At 67.1% G+C, this 14,561-nt stretch carries 12 protein-coding genes; 10 read left to right on the top strand and 2 right to left on the bottom strand.

The window, feature by feature from the left end:
* Positions 1-353: 353 nt before the first annotated feature.
* Positions 354-2,345, bottom strand: coding sequence for a L,D-transpeptidase family protein (locus V5F74_RS20820; RefSeq protein WP_374252840.1), 1,992 nt, complete (start codon positions 2,343-2,345; stop codon positions 354-356).
* A 96-nt stretch (positions 2,346-2,441) separates the two neighbouring features.
* Positions 2,442-3,167, bottom strand: coding sequence for a response regulator (locus tag V5F74_RS20815; RefSeq protein WP_394009892.1), 726 nt, complete (start codon positions 3,165-3,167; stop codon positions 2,442-2,444).
* A gap of 277 nt (positions 3,168-3,444) precedes the next feature.
* Here V5F74_RS20815 and V5F74_RS20810 point away from each other — a divergent pair, with 277 nt between their 5' ends.
* The 10 genes from V5F74_RS20810 to V5F74_RS20765 all read left to right on the top strand — a co-directional run bounded on the left by V5F74_RS20810 (position 3,445) and on the right by V5F74_RS20765 (position 14,555).
* Positions 3,445-5,307 carry a M3 family oligoendopeptidase gene (locus V5F74_RS20810; protein WP_394010005.1) on the top strand — a complete coding sequence of 621 codons (1,863 nt, stop codon included), beginning with the start codon at positions 3,445-3,447 and terminating at the stop codon, positions 5,305-5,307.
* A 93-nt stretch (positions 5,308-5,400) separates the two neighbouring features.
* Complete coding sequence (locus V5F74_RS20805; RefSeq protein WP_394009891.1) at positions 5,401-6,819, top strand: murein hydrolase activator EnvC family protein; 1,419 nt, start codon at positions 5,401-5,403, stop codon at positions 6,817-6,819.
* Positions 6,816-8,165, top strand: a complete 1,350-nt coding sequence (locus V5F74_RS20800; protein ID WP_029556138.1) for a S41 family peptidase — start codon at positions 6,816-6,818, stop codon at positions 8,163-8,165. The genes V5F74_RS20805 and V5F74_RS20800 overlap by 4 nt, the downstream gene beginning before the upstream one ends.
* A 237-nt stretch (positions 8,166-8,402) precedes the next feature.
* Entirely contained in the window at positions 8,403-9,212 is an 810-nt protein-coding gene (locus V5F74_RS20795; RefSeq protein WP_394009890.1) for a transporter substrate-binding domain-containing protein, read from the top strand.
* 74 nt (positions 9,213-9,286) lie between these two features.
* The gene (locus V5F74_RS20790; RefSeq protein WP_374252832.1) at positions 9,287-9,961 is read left to right on the top strand and encodes an amino acid ABC transporter permease; all 675 of its coding nucleotides are present in this window, start codon (positions 9,287-9,289) and stop codon (positions 9,959-9,961) included.
* Positions 9,958-10,617, top strand: coding sequence for an amino acid ABC transporter permease (locus V5F74_RS20785; RefSeq protein WP_029556135.1), 660 nt, complete (start codon positions 9,958-9,960; stop codon positions 10,615-10,617). The genes V5F74_RS20790 and V5F74_RS20785 overlap by 4 nt, the downstream gene beginning before the upstream one ends.
* Positions 10,595-11,320: an amino acid ABC transporter ATP-binding protein gene (locus V5F74_RS20780; protein WP_024276750.1), complete on the top strand. Its 726-nt coding sequence runs from the start codon at positions 10,595-10,597 to the stop codon at positions 11,318-11,320. Before V5F74_RS20785 ends, V5F74_RS20780 begins: the two co-directional genes overlap by 23 nt.
* 236 nt (positions 11,321-11,556) lie before the next feature.
* Positions 11,557-12,111 (top strand): F0F1 ATP synthase subunit delta, encoded by a 555-nt coding sequence (locus tag V5F74_RS20775; RefSeq protein ID WP_347881300.1) that lies wholly within the window; start codon positions 11,557-11,559, stop codon positions 12,109-12,111.
* A complete protein-coding gene (atpA, locus tag V5F74_RS20770) occupies positions 12,111-13,643 on the top strand; it encodes a F0F1 ATP synthase subunit alpha (RefSeq protein ID WP_250165366.1) in 1,533 nt (510 codons plus the stop codon). The genes V5F74_RS20775 and atpA overlap by 1 nt, the downstream gene beginning before the upstream one ends.
* Positions 13,644-13,679: 36 nt before the next feature.
* Positions 13,680-14,555, top strand: a complete 876-nt coding sequence (locus V5F74_RS20765; protein WP_029556132.1) for a F0F1 ATP synthase subunit gamma — start codon at positions 13,680-13,682, stop codon at positions 14,553-14,555.
* The last annotated feature ends 6 nt before the right edge of the window (positions 14,556-14,561 follow it).

Below are 14,561 nucleotides of genomic sequence, written 5' to 3'. Positions count from 1 at the left end.
TCTCGAACCCGAGGCTCAGATTTCAAGGACTTCGCGATGTGTTGCCGCGAAGCGATGGAGACGGAGTCTTGTCGGGTTCGGTTAAGGGTGCGTTGACACCCGGCTCCCCCAGCTCACCGAGGGCGGCAGATGGCCTTGCCTCGGGTCACGGTCCCGTGAGTAGCGGCGGAGTATGGCGAAAACGTGCCAGACGTTGCGTCGGGCTGTGGCCTCCATGCATCAGGCAAGGGGCAGTAGTGCTGACTTTCCGGCCAGAATCGCGGCAGGTTGTCGCGGTGTAAATGGCGGTAGGCAGCTAAGCTATTGATAAAAAAGAAGGCCCGCCGGAGCGGGCCTTCGCGATCGACCAGGGATCAACGGGCGCGGGGCGCCGTCTTGGGCGTCGCGCTGTCAGCGATTCGCTGCTTGCCGTCGAGGCCCAGATAGGTCTTGGTCGCGGCATTGATGCCGTAAAGATCCTCGCGCATCACGAGGCGGCCGGCCCCATCCACGAAGGCGTTGAAATAGACGATGTGGACCGGGAAACGCTGCTTCAGGTTGATGTAGCGCTCCGAGCCCCCGAACATCTTCGAGATGCGCTGCTCGGTCCAGTTGTCGCCCGGCAGGCCGGCGTTGAAGATGACTTCGCCGAACTTCAGCGGCTCGTAAACGCGCACGCAGCCGTGGCTGTAGGCGCGGCGGTCGTTCTGGAACAGCGCCTTGGACGGCGTGTCGTGCAGATAGACCGAGTGGTCGTTGGGGAACATGAACTTGATGCGGCCGAGGGCATTCCGCTCGCCCGGGTCCTGGCGGAACGAGTAGCCGCCCGAGCCGTTGCGCACCACCTGGATGCCGCGACGGGCGAGGGCGCTGGGGTCGCTGCGCAGCAGCGGCATCATCTCGTTGCGGGCGATGCTCGGCGGGATGTTCCAGGCCGGATTCACCACGATGTACTGCATTTCGCGGGTGAGCAGCGGGGTCGGCGTCTCCGGCTTGCCCACCACCACGCGGGTCTCGTGGATCACCCGGCCGTCCTGATAGATCCGCACCATGAACTCGGGGATGTTGACCATCACGAACTTTTCGCCGAGGTCGCGCGGCAGCCAGCGCCAGCGCTCCATGTTGGCGATGACGTCGTTGCGCAGGCTGCCGCTGGAGCTGGTGGCGCCCACATTGAGGGCGGCGAGGGTCGCCGGGCCGATGATGCCGGTCGGCTTGATCTTCGAAGCTTCCTGGAAGGCCTTCACCGCCTCCACCAGCGCCGGATCGTAGACGAGATCATCGCCCGGCTTGCCGACGATGCCGAGGCGGGCGCGCAGGGTGGGCATGCGCGGGTCGCTGGCGCCGGGCTTCACCTGCGGGCCGGGCGGAATGGCGGGGATGGTGGGCGCGCTTCCGTTCGCCTTGGCGAGCTGCGCCTTCAGCGCCTTGTAGCCCGGGTGGGGCGGGTTGAAGGCGGCGAGGGCGGCGTTGGCGTCGGGGGCATAGGCGATCTTGGTCAGGGTGGCGGTCGGGTCCGGGATGTCGCGCACCGGGGTGACCAGCGAAGAGATGCGGCCGGGATCGAAGCGGCCGGACTGCGCATGGCGCGCATAGGTCATGGCGGCGACGGCGATCTTCAGCTCCGTGCGGGCGAGATCGGCGGCGGTGGCGCCCTTCTTCGGCAGGGGCACCTGATAGTCGGCGGGATCGAGACCGTCCTCGCCGGCGGCGTCGAGGCGCGCGATCACGGCCTTGCCGCGCGCGTCGAGCCCGGTGTCGGTCACGAAGACCGGCATGGTCTGGCGCGCGCCATAGAAGGTCGCGAGCGCCTCCTGCTCCTTCTTGGAAGGGGTGATGCTCTCGGGCGTGGAGAGGAGCGCGGCAATGGCCTCGCTCACCGGCGCGAGCGGACTGGCGGCGACGACGGGCTGCGGCACGGGAGCGGGCGTTGCCGCCTGGGCCGGAGCCGGCTGGGCGGGGGCGACCGGAGCGGGATTGAATTGGGCTGCGGCGGGCGTTTGAACCGGGGCGGGGGCCGGGCTGTCGCCAGCCGAATCGACGCCGCCGCGAACGGGGCTCGCAACGGAGGCGGGAGCGGCGGCACGGGGCGCGGGCGCCGGGGCAGCGGCCGCCGGGGGCAGGGGCGTAGTGAGCGGAACCGCGGCATTGCCGGCGCCGTCGATACCACCGGTCGCGCGGGCGCCGGAGGGGGCGGCATCGCTTGGGCCCATATCCCCAGTGCCCATGCCGGCATTGGCGGTGACGGGAATGTCGCCCGTTGCTGCGGCGGCCGGGGCGACGCCGAGGGAGAGGCCCACCAGGCCAGCGCTCATCAGCCGGCACAACGTGCCCGCGACGCTAACCTCACGCTGCGCGATACCCATTGTGCTCTCCTCGCCTCCACCCGCTGTGTTGGTGCCGTGCCGGGAGGCTTCAATCAACTCACAAGCTTGGGCGAATGCCGGGTTTGTGGTGTCTTGTCACTCGGCTGCAACAAATTGTGCCGCCGACGGTTCCATCTGATGGTTGGTCTCTACCTCTGTCTCGCCCAGCTCGGCGAGCTTGCGGTAGAGCGTCGAGCGGCCGATGCCGAGACGGCGCGCCACCTCGGCCATCCGCCCGCCATAGAGATGGCAAGCGAAACGGATGGCTTCGGCCTCGATCTGGTCCAGTCTGCGGGTGTGGCCGGAGGCATCGAGCCGGGCAAACGCGGTACCGATCATCTCTTCCGTCCCACGCTCTGGGCGAGCCTGAGTCGCGGCCGAGGGGAAGGCGATCACATTGTCCTGAGCGACGGGCGTGGGAGCCCGTAGCGGGGCGGGGCGGCTGCCCGAAGCAGCCCGCGCGAGGGCTACTGCATTGCCGAGTGCCACCTCCAGGCGCAGCGCGCCGGCGGGCTTCACGACGAAATCGCGCGCGCCGGCGCGGATGGCGCCGCCGGCCGCATCGAGGCCGGCCGGGGTCACCTGAACCACGACCGGGGTCTCGTTGCCGCCTGCCGCGAGGGCGGACAGCACGCCCATGCCGTCGAGGCCGGGCAGCACGAGATCGAGCAGCACCGCGTCGAATTGCTCGGCCGCAAGACGGGCGAGAGCCGCGTCGCCGTCATGGGCGATGGTGCAGCGGTAGCCCATTCGGGTGAGCGCCTGTTCGAGGCGGCGCGCCTCGTCGGAATCGTCTTCGACGATCAGAAGGGAAGAAGACATGGAAGGGCGGGCGACTCGGTCGGGTGAGATTCGTCCCCGACATTGGGCGGCGATGGTTAAGAACCCCTCACCCTGATGCCGTACGCTCTCCCGCGGTCCGACCGCGCCCTTGCCGACCGCGCCTTCGCCGACCCGGCTTGCGGCGCGGGGCCATTGCGGCGATTTTGTCCGCCACGATCGAGTGCAAGAGCGGGTGCGGCCCAAACGGACCGCGCCGCCCGTTTCCGGAGGTTCCATGCCGCACACTCTTCCGCACGCCATTGCCCGCGTTTCGGCGATGCCCGTTCGTTCGCACGATTTCGAAAGCGCCTTTTCCGCCGCCCGTCACGCCGCCCAGACCGCCGTCGCCTCCGCCGCAGCCACCGAGACGCTGCCGGAATGGAACCTCACCGACCTCTATGCCGCCATGGACGCGCCGGAGCTGGCGGCGGACATCGCCAAGGCCGATGCCGAGTGCAACGCGTTCGAGGAGGCCTACAAGGGCAAGCTCGCCGCCATGCTCGCCGCGCCCGGCGCCGGTGCGGCGCTGGCCGAGGCGGTGAAGCGCTACGAGGCGGTGGACGACCTCCTCGGCCGCATCGCCTCCTATGGCAGCCTCATCTATGCCGGTGACACCTCGGACCCGGCCCGCGCCAAGTTCTACGGCGACATCCAGGAGAAGCTGACCGATTCGTCCACGCACCTCCTGTTCTTCACGCTGGAGCTGAACCGCCTCGACGATGCGGCGCTGGAAGCCGCCATGGCCGATCCGGCGCTCGGTTACTACCGGCCGTGGATCGAGGACCTGCGGAAGGACAAGCCCTATCAGCTCGACGACAAGATCGAGCAGCTGTTCCACGAGAAGTCGAGCCCCTCGCGCAGCGCCTGGAGCCGGCTGTTCGACGAGACGATCTCCTCGCTGCGGTTCAACGTGGACGGGCAGGAGCTCGCCATCGAGCCGACGCTGAACCTGATGCAGGACCCCAAGGAGGAGGTGCGCCGCACCGCCGGCCTCGCCTTGGCCGATACCTTCTCGAAGAATTTGCGCCTGTTCACCCTCGTCACCAACACGCTGGCGAAGGACAAGGAGATTTCCGACCGCTGGCGCGGCTTCCCCGATGTCGCCTCCTCCCGCCACCTCGCCAACCGGGTGGAAAAGGAGGTGGTGGATGCCATGGTCTCGTCCATCCGCGAGGCCTATCCGCGCCTCTCGCACCGCTATTACGCGCTGAAGGCCCGCTGGTTCGGCAAGGACAAGCTGGAGTTCTGGGACCGCAACGCGCCTCTGCCCAAGGTGGAGAGCCGCGACATCGGCTGGGGCGAGGCGAAGGACACGGTGCTCACCGCCTACGGCAACTTCTCGCCGAAGATGGCCGACATCGCCCGCACCTTCTTCGACAAGTCCTGGATCGACGCGCCCGTCCGCCCCGGCAAGTCGCCCGGCGCCTTCGCCCATCCCACTGTGCCGTCCGCCCACCCCTACGTGCTTCTCAACTACCAGGGCAAGCCGCGGGACGTGATGACGCTCGCCCATGAGCTGGGCCACGGCGTCCACCAGGTGCTCGCTGCACGCCAGGGCGCGCTGATGGCGCCCACCCCGCTGACGCTGGCGGAAACCGCCTCGGTGTTCGGGGAGATGCTGACCTTCCGCAAGCTGCTGGATTCGGCGGAGAATCCGCGGATGCGCAAGATCATGCTCGCCCAGAAGGTGGAGGACATGATCAACACGGTGGTCCGCCAGACCGCCTTCTACACCTTCGAGCGCAACGTCCATTCCGAGCGCCGCCAGGGCGAGCTGACCTCCGAGAAGATCGGCGAGATCTGGATGCAGGTGCAGAGCGAGAGCCTCGGCCCGGCCATCCATCTGGGCGCGGGCTACGAGACCTTCTGGACCTACATCCCGCACTTCATCCACTCGCCCTTCTACGTCTACGCCTATGCCTTCGGCGACTGCCTCGTGAACTCGCTCTATGCGGTCTACGAGAAGGCTTCCGATGGCTTCGCGGAGCGGTATCTGGAAATGCTCGCCGCCGGCGGCACCAAGCACCATGCGGAGCTGCTCGCCCCGTTCGGCCTTGATGCGCGCGATCCGGCCTTCTGGCAGACAGGCCTCAACCTCATCGACCGCATGATCTCCGAGCTGGAGAGCATGGAGGGCTGAGCGGGTACGTGAACCTGCGCGCCGCCTGAGAAAGCCGCTTGCGGACGTCTTGGGCTTTACCGATCCTCAACCCTGTTCGTTGAGGATCGGTTCATGAAGCCGCGGTCGGTCCTGATCCTCCTGACGCTGGCCGCGACCCTCCTGGCCGCGGCCCCGTGGCTGCGTGTTCCCCAGGCTCTCGTTTCCCGGGCCTTCGCCCAGCCGGGCGCGTCCCCGCCGGCGGTGCCGCTGCCGCCGCCCGTCCCCAACCGCACCGGCATCGACACCGATGCGCTGAAGGCCGACGTGAAGGGCTCCGAGGAGGCCCAGCGCAAGCTCCGCGCCGACCTCGAAGCGGCGAAGGGCGATCGCGGCCGTCTCAATCAGATGCTGCTCGACACGGCGGCCCGCACCCGCGCGGTGGAGCAGCAGCTCATCGATGTGGAAGGCCGCATCGCCCAGCTGGACCGTTCCGCCGCAGACCTCAACACCTCCCTCGGCAAGCGCCGGGGTGTCCTCGCCCAGGTGCTGGCGGCCCTGATGCGCATGGGGCGCGAGCCGCCGCCCGCCATCCTCATGCGCCCGGACGATGCGCTGGATGCGGTGCGCTCGGCCATCCTCCTCGGCGCCCTCCTGCCGGAACTAAGAGTAGAGGCGGAGACATTGGCCTCCGACCTGTCCGAGCTGGCCCGCGTGCGCACCGAACTGGCGTCCGCCCGCGATAGCCTGACCGGCCTGCGCGCCGACCTCGACGAGGACAGCCGCCGCCTTGCCGTGCTGGTGGGCGAGCGCCAGAAGCGGCAGGCGGAGGAGCATCCGGTCGCTTCCAGCGACAAGGCGCAGGCGGAAAGCGTCGCCAAGGCCACGGGGGACGTGCACGATCTCGTGACGAGGCTGGAGAACGAGGTTGGTCCTTCCGCTAGGGCAGCGGACGCCGCGCAGGCGGTGACGCGCCCGCAGGAACCCGGGCGGCCCGACCTGACCGCGCTCAAGGACCCGGCGCGCCTGACGCCGGCCATCGCTTTCCCGCAGGCCAAAGGCTTGCTGCCGCTTCCGGTGGCCGGCGTGACGCTGCGGAATTTCGGGGCGGCGGACGGGGTGGGAGGTACCGAGAAGGGCATCACCATCGCCACCCGCGCGGGCGCGCCGGTGAGCGCGCCGGCCGACGGCTGGGTGGTCTACGCCGGACCCTTCCGCAGCTATGGCCAACTCTTGATTATCAACGCGGGCGGTGGCTACCATATTCTGATGGCAGGCATGGAACGGATCACCGTGGATCTCGGCCAGTTCGTCCTCGCGGGCGAGCCGGTGGGGGTCATGGGGGGGCTGTCCCGTACCGTGGCCAATACGGTGCAGCGCGGTCCGGGGGGCATCGGTCCCGGGGGGAGTGGCGCATCCGCCCAAAACGGCTCACCGTCGCCCGCAACGGCCACGGGACAGCCCCAATTGTATGTCGAGTTCCGAAAAGACGGGCTCTCGATCGACCCCACGCCATGGTGGGCGGCAACGGACAGTCAGAAGGTACGTGGATAATGCGTCGGACGTCTCTCTTTCTATTTGGCGTGGCGGCTGGCGCCCTCGTGGCGGTTGCAGCGGTCCAGCCACGGCTGATCCTCGGGACCGCGGCAGAGGCCGCGTCGTCCGATACCTACAAGCAGCTCAATCTGTTCGGCGACGTCTTCGAGCGCGTGCGCTCCGACTATGTCGAGAAGCCCGATGACGCCAAGCTGATCGAGGCGGCTATCAACGGCATGCTGCAGTCGCTCGATCCGCACTCCTCCTACATGGACGCGAAGAATCACCGCGACATGCAGGTGCAGACCCGCGGCGAGTTCGGCGGCCTCGGCATCGAGGTCATCATGGAAGATGGCCTGGTGAAGGTCGTCACCCCCATGGAGGGCACCCCCGCGGCCAAGGCCGGTGTGCTCTCCGGCGACCTCATCGCCAAGCTCGACGGCGACCAGGTTCAGGGCATGACCCTGAACGAGGCGGTGGACAAGATGCGTGGGCCGGTCAACACCCCCATCACGCTCACCATCCTGCGCAAGGGCGCCGAGAAGCCCATCGAAGTGAAGCTGGTGCGCGACACCATCAAGCTTCAGACGGTGCGCTCGCGCGTCGAGGCGGATGACATCGCCTATATCCGCATCAATTCCTTCACCAACGAGCAGACCTTCGAGACCTTGAAGAAGGCCATCGACGACCTGACCGCGAAGATCGGCCCGGACAAGATCAAGGGCTACATCATCGACCTGCGCAACAACCCCGGCGGCCTGCTCGATCAGGCGGTGGCGGTGTCCGATGCGTTCCTGGAGCGTGGCGAGATCGTCTCCACCCGCGGCCGTAACCCGGAAGAGACGCAGCGCTTCAACGCCCGCGGCGGCGACCTCACCAAGGGCAAGCCGGTGATCGTGATGGTGAACGGCGGCTCCGCCTCGGCCTCCGAGATCGTCGCCGGCGCGCTGCAGGATCACAAGCGGGCGACGATCCTTGGCTCGCGCACCTTCGGCAAGGCCTCGGTGCAGACCATCATCCCGCTCGGCCAGCAGGGCGCCCTGCGGCTCACCACGGCGCGCTACTACACGCCGTCGGGCCGCTCCATCCAGGCCAAGGGCATCGAGCCCGACATCGTCCTGGTGCAGGACCTGCCCGACGAGATGAAGCAGAAGCTCGGCGTTTCCACGGACTCGACCCGCGGCGAAGCCTCGCTGAAGGGCCACCTGAAGAACGGCGACGACGAGCAGACCGGCTCGCCCTCCTACGTGCCGCCGGACCCGAAGGACGACACCCAGCTGAAGCTCGCCGTTGAGCTGATGAAGGGCACCGTGAAGAACGCCGCCTTCCCGGCGACGCCGAACAAGTCCTCGCAGGCCAATTGATGCCCTGACGGAAGCCGAACGGCGCGCCGTTCGGCATCTGCTTAGACTTTAGGCAAATGCCCCGTCCGAATGCTCGGGCGGGGCATTTTTCGTTTTAGGGCACTGGCGGCGACCCACCGCCATCAAGGGTTGGTCCGATCGCGCCGCTCGCGGCGGTATTGTATGCACGCTGGCATACCGCTTGCTCCTCAGGGGTCGATGGCGCGATCGCGCCGCCCACGGAGTTTCGGTCCCGCCATGCAGGCAACCCGCAGATCTTTCCTCTCCCGGACCCTGGCCGGCGCCGCCCTCGGCAGCGCGATGGTCCTCGGCCTTGCCGCGGCCCCCGCGCATGCGGAAGCCCTTGATGACATCCTCAAGGCCGGCGTCATCAAGATCGCCGTGCCGCAGGACTTCCCCCCGTTCGGCTCGGTGGGCACTGACCTCAAGCCCGTGGGCTACGACATCGACGTCGCCAACCTTATCGCCAAGGGCCTCGGCGTGAAGGCGGAGCTGGTGCCCGTGTCGAGCGCGAACCGCATCCCCTACCTCCAGACCAAGAAGGTCGACCTCGTCATCTCCAGCCTGGGCAAGAACCCCGACCGCGAGAAGGTGATCGATTTCTCGGTGGCCTACGCCCCCTTCTTCAACGGCATCTTCGGCCCGGCCGACGTGAAGGTGGAGAAGGTGGAGGACATCGCCGGCATGACGGTCGGCGTCACCCGCGGCTCGGTGGAGGATCTGGAGCTGACCAAGGTCGCCCCGCCCACCGCCGACATCAAGCGCTACGAGGACAACAATTCCACCATCTCGGCCTTCCTCTCCGGCCAGGTGAAGGTGGTGGCGACCGGCAACGTGGTGGCCGCCGCCATCCTCGCCCGCAACCCGCCGAAGAAGCCCACCGTGAAGGTGCTGATCAAGAACTCGCCCTGCTACGTCGGCCTGAACAAGGACGAGCCGAAGCTGCTGGAGAAGGTCAACGCCATTCTCACCGCGGCCAAGGCCGACGGCGCGCTGGAGAAGATCTCGCAGAAGTGGCTCGGCGCCCCGCTGCCGAAGGACCTCTGAGGACGCCGCTCCCTGTCCGGTGACGGGGCAGGGAGCGATCCACGGGCACTGCGCCATCGGGGGACCAGCCGGACATGGCCTACAGTTTCGATTTCTCATCCCTGGCCGACTACGGGCCGGTGCTGGCGAAGGGTGTCGCCATCACCGTGGAGCTGATCGTGGTCGGCGGTGCCCTTGGGGTCGGGCTCGGCATCGCCTGCGCCTGGGCGAAGGCGCTGGGGCCGCGCTGGCTCCGGCCCATCGTCTCGGCCTATGTGGAGCTGATCCGCAACACGCCGTTCCTGATCCAGCTGTTCTTCATCTTCTTCGGCCTGCCGGCGGTCGGCGTGGGGCTCACCGAGATGCAGGCGGCCATCCTCGCCATGGTCATCAATCTGGGTGCCTATGCCTGCGAGATCATCCGCGCCGGTATCGAGGCGACGCCGCGCGGCCAGTTCGAGGCCGGTGCCAGCCTCGCCATGAGCCCCATCCAGACCTTCCGCCACGTGGTGCTGGTGCCGGCACTGCAAAAAATCTGGCCGGCGCTGACCTCGCAGATCGTCATCGTCATGTTCGGCTCGGCGGTGTGCTCGCAGATCTCGGTGGAGGAGCTGACGTTCGCCGCAAACTTCATCCAGTCGCGGACCTTCCGCGCCTTCGAGTCCTACATCGTCGCCACCGTCCTCTACCTCCTGCTGGCGGTGCTGCTGCGCCAGGTCATGCGGGGGCTCGGGCTGTTTCTCTTTCCGCGCCGGAGGAAGACGACATGACCCAATTCTCCACCTGGGACATCGTCTCCAACCTGCTTCTGGCGGCACGCTGGACCGTGCTGCTCTCCATCCTCGCCTTCATCGGCGGCGGCGCGGTGGGGCTCGTGGTGCTCTACTGCCGCATCGCCCGCAAACCGTGGTTGCAGCGGGCCGCCAATCTCTACATCGAGCTGTTTCAGGGCACTCCGCTGCTGATGCAGCTGTTCCTCATCTTCTTCGGCCTGCCGCTGATGGGTCTCGACGTCTCGCCCTGGGCGGCGGCCTTCGTCTCGCTGACCCTGTGGACCTCCGCCTTCCTCGCCGAGATCTGGCGCGGCTGCGTCGAATCGATCCCGAAGGGGCAGTGGGAGGCCTCCTCGTCGCTGGCCATGAGCTTCTTCGAGCAGTTGCGCTACGTGGTGCTGCCCCAGGCCCTGCGCATCGCCGTGCCGCCCACGGTGGGCTTCTCGGTGCAGGTGGTGAAGGGGACGGCACTGACCTCCATCATCGGCTTCGTGGAACTCTCCAAGGCCGCCACCATCATCACCAACGCCACGTTCGAGCCGTTCACCGTCTACGGCTTCGCCGCCCTCATCTATTTCGTGCTGTGCTGGCCTCTGTCGAAGAGCAGCCAGCTTCTCGAAAGGAAGCTGAATGTCGCTCATCACCATCACTGAGGTCCGCAAGAGCTTCGGCCAGAACGAGGTCCTGAAGGGAATCAACCTCGATGTGGCGGCCGGCGAGGTGATCGCCATCATCGGCAAGTCGGGCTCGGGCAAATCGACCCTTCTGCGCTGCATCAACGGGCTTGAGACCATCAACGACGGTTCCATCACCGTCGCCGGCGCCCAGCTGGCGCCGGACGAGGTGCATCTGCGTGCGCTCCGGCTGAAGGTCGGGATGATCTTCCAGGGCTTCAACCTGTTTCCCCACCTCACCGCCGGGCGCAACGTGATGCTCTCGCCCATGGTGGTGAAGAAGGTGTCGCAGAAGGAGGCCGAGGCCGAGGCGCGGGTGCGGTTGGAGCAGGTGGGCCTCGCCCACAAGTTCGACGCCTATCCCGACGAGCTGTCCGGCGGCCAGCAACAGCGCGTCGCCATCGCCCGCGCCCTGGCCATGAAGCCGCTGGCGCTGCTGTGCGATGAGATCACCTCCGCCCTCGACCCCGAACTCGTCAACGAGGTGCTGGCGGTGGTGAAGAAGCTGGCCGAGGAGGGCATGACCCTCCTCATGGTCACGCACGAGATGCGCTTCGCACGGGAAGTGTGTGACCGGGTGGTGTTCATGCACCAGGGGCGGGTGCATGAGATCGGTCCGCCGGAAGAAGTATTTGCGAATCCTCAAACGGCGGAGCTCAGGCAGTTTCTCGGCCAAAGCTGAGGCCGCTGTGGGCGTTGCGTTACGGTCAAGCCTGTCGCGGTGCGGCAATGCGGCCTATGCGCCATCCTCCCGTCATGTTGCCGCCTTGATCTGCCTGTGTTAGGCACTCCGGGATTTCGAGGGACGGGTTAAGCCCCCTCGCGAGGTCGCACAATTATATTCCCAACAGATCAAGGGCTTGGGGAGAGGTGACGCAAGGTGCGTGACCGGCCCTGGAAGTCCGAGAGAGGTGCGGGGTGGCGGATACGATCGTGTCAGGCATGGCGGGGCGCTATGCGACCGCGCTGTTCGAACTGGCGAGCGAGGCCGGCGCCGTCGATTCCGTTAAGGCGGATCTCGATCGCCTGTCGGCTCTGATTGCTGAAAACGCGGATCTGGCGCGGCTGGTGAAAAGCCCGGTCTTTTCGGCCGAGGAGCAGCTGAAGGCCATCTCCGCGGTTCTTGGTCAGGTGGGCATTTCCGGCCTGGCCGGAAATTTCGTGAAGCTGGTGGCGCAGAACCGCCGCCTGTTCGCGCTGCCCAGGATGATTTCCGACTATGCCGCCCTCGTGGCCGCCCAGCGCGGTGAGACGACGGCGGAAGTGACGGTGGCTGCTCCCCTGAGCGACACCCACTTCGCCGCGCTCAAGGACGCGTTGGCGCAGCAGACGGGTAAGGACGTGAACCTCGACGTCACCGTCGATCCGTCCATCCTCGGTGGTCTCATCGTGAAGCTCGGCTCCCGCATGGTCGACGCCTCGCTCAAGACCAAACTCAATTCTATCCGGCATGCGATGAAAGAGGTCCGCTGATGGACATTCGAGCCGCTGAAATCTCCGCCATCCTCAAGGAGCAGATCCAGGGCTTCGGCCAGGAGGCTGAAGTCTCCGAGGTCGGCCAGGTCCTCTCCGTCGGTGACGGCATCGCCCGCGTCTATGGCCTCGACAACGTCCAGGCCGGCGAGATGGTCGAGTTCGAGAACGGCACGCGCGGCATGGCGCTGAACCTCGAAATCGACAACGTCGGTATCGTGATCTTCGGTTCGGACCGCGAGATCAAGGAAGGCCAGACCGTCAAGCGGACCGGCGCCATCGTGGACGCCCCGGTCGGCAAGGGCCTGCTCGGCCGCGTCGTGGATGCCCTCGGCAACCCGATCGACGGCAAGGGTCCGATCATGTTCACCGAGCGTCGCCGCGTCGACGTGAAGGCGCCGGGCATCATCCCGCGCAAGTCGGTGCATGAGCCCATGCAGACCGGCCTCAAGGCCATCGACGCGCTGATCCCGATCGGCCGCGGCCAGCGTGAGCTGATCATCGGCGACCGCCAGACCGGCAAGACCGCCGTGGCGCTCGACGCCATCCTGAACCAGAAGCCCCTGAACGCCGGCGACGCCCCCGAGAGCCAGAAGCTCTACTGCGTCTACGTCGCGGTGGGCCAGAAGCGCTCCACCGTCGCGCAGTTCGTGAAGGTGCTCGAGGAGCAGGGCGCGCTCGAATATTCGGTCGTCGTCGCCGCCACTGCCTCGGACGCCGCGCCGATGCAGTTCCTGGCGCCGTTCACCGGCACCGCCATGGGCGAGTATTTCCGTGACAACGGCATGCACGCGCTCATCATCCACGACGACCTGTCCAAGCAGGCCGTGGCCTACCGCCAGATGTCGCTGCTGCTGCGCCGCCCGCCGGGCCGCGAAGCCTATCCCGGCGACGTGTTCTATCTCCACTCCCGCCTGCTGGAGCGCGCGGCCAAGCTGAACGACGCCCACGGCGCCGGCTCGCTCACCGCCCTCCCGGTCATCGAGACCCAGGCGAACGACGTGTCGGCCTACATCCCGACCAACGTCATCTCCATCACCGACGGCCAGATCTTCCTTGAGTCCGACCTGTTCTACCAGGGCATCCGCCCGGCGGTGAACGTCGGCCTCTCGGTGTCGCGCGTGGGCTCCTCGGCCCAGATCAAGGCGATGAAGCAGGTCGCCGGCAAGATCAAGGGCGAGCTCGCCCAGTATCGTGAGCTCGCGGCCTTCGCCCAGTTCGGCTCGGACCTCGACGCCTCCACCCAGAAGCTGCTCAACCGCGGCGCCCGCCTGACCGAGCTTCTGAAGCAGAGCCAGTTCGCGCCGCTGAAGGTCGAGGAGCAGGTGGCGGTGATCTATGCCGGCACCAACGGCTATCTCGACCCGCTGCCGGTCTCCAAGGTCCGCGAGTTCGAGCAGGGCCTGCTCTTGGCGCTGCGCTCGCAGCATCCGGAGATCCTGGAGGCCATCCGCACGTCCAAGGAACTGTCCAAGGACACGGCCGAGAAGCTGACGAAGGCCCTCGACGCCTTTGCCAAGAGCTTTGCCTGAACGGCGCCTGTTCCTCGAACCTGACGGACGGGCACGATGGCGAGCCTGAAAGACCTACGAAACCGCATCGCCTCGGTGAAGGCGACGCAGAAGATCACCAAGGCGATGCAGATGGTCGCCGCGGCGAAGCTGCGTCGCGCCCAGATGGCGGCGGAAGCGGCCCGTCCCTATGCCGAGCGCATGGAGACGGTGCTGGGCAATCTCGCCGCCGGGATCATCGGCGGCGGGCAGGCGCCCGTCCTCATCGCCGGCACCGGCTCCGACCAGAAGCAGCTGCTCCTGGTCGCGACCGGCGAGCGCGGCCTGTGCGGCGCCTTCAACACCTCCATCGTCCGGCTCGCCCGCGAGCGGGCGCAGCAGCTGCTCGGCGAAGGCAAGGACGTCAAGTTCTTCTGCATCGGCCGCAAGGGCTATGACCAGCTGCGCCGGATCTATCCCGACCGCATCATCGAGCTGGTGGACCTGCGCTCGGTGCGGACGCTCAGCTTCAAGGATGCCGACGCCATTGCGTCGAAGATCCTTTCGCTGCTCGACCAGGGTGCGTTCGACGTGTGCACGCTCTTCTACGCCCAGTTCAAGAGCGTGATCTCGCAGGTGCCGACCGCCCAGCAGATCATCCCCGCCACCTTCGAGGCGCGGGACGCGGATGCGGCCGGTCCGGTCTATGAATACGAGCCGGCCGAGGAAGACATCCTCGCCGACCTCCTGCCCCGCAACATCGCGGTGCAGATCTTCCGCGCCCTCCTGGAAAACCAGGCGTCGTTCTACGGCTCGCAGATGAGCGCCATGGACAACGCGACGCGGAATGCGGGCGACATGATCAAGAAGCAGACGCTGATCTACAACCGGACGCGTCAGGCCATGATCACGAAGGAACTCATCGAAATCATCTCCGGCGCCGAAGCGCTCTGACCACGG

It is taken from the genome of Xanthobacter aminoxidans, from assembly GCF_043193615.1.
GTDB classification, from domain to species: Bacteria; Pseudomonadota; Alphaproteobacteria; order Rhizobiales; family Xanthobacteraceae; genus Xanthobacter; species Xanthobacter aminoxidans.
Note: the sequence above shows the minus strand (reverse complement) of the source record. Positions and strands in the feature narration are given on the sequence as shown.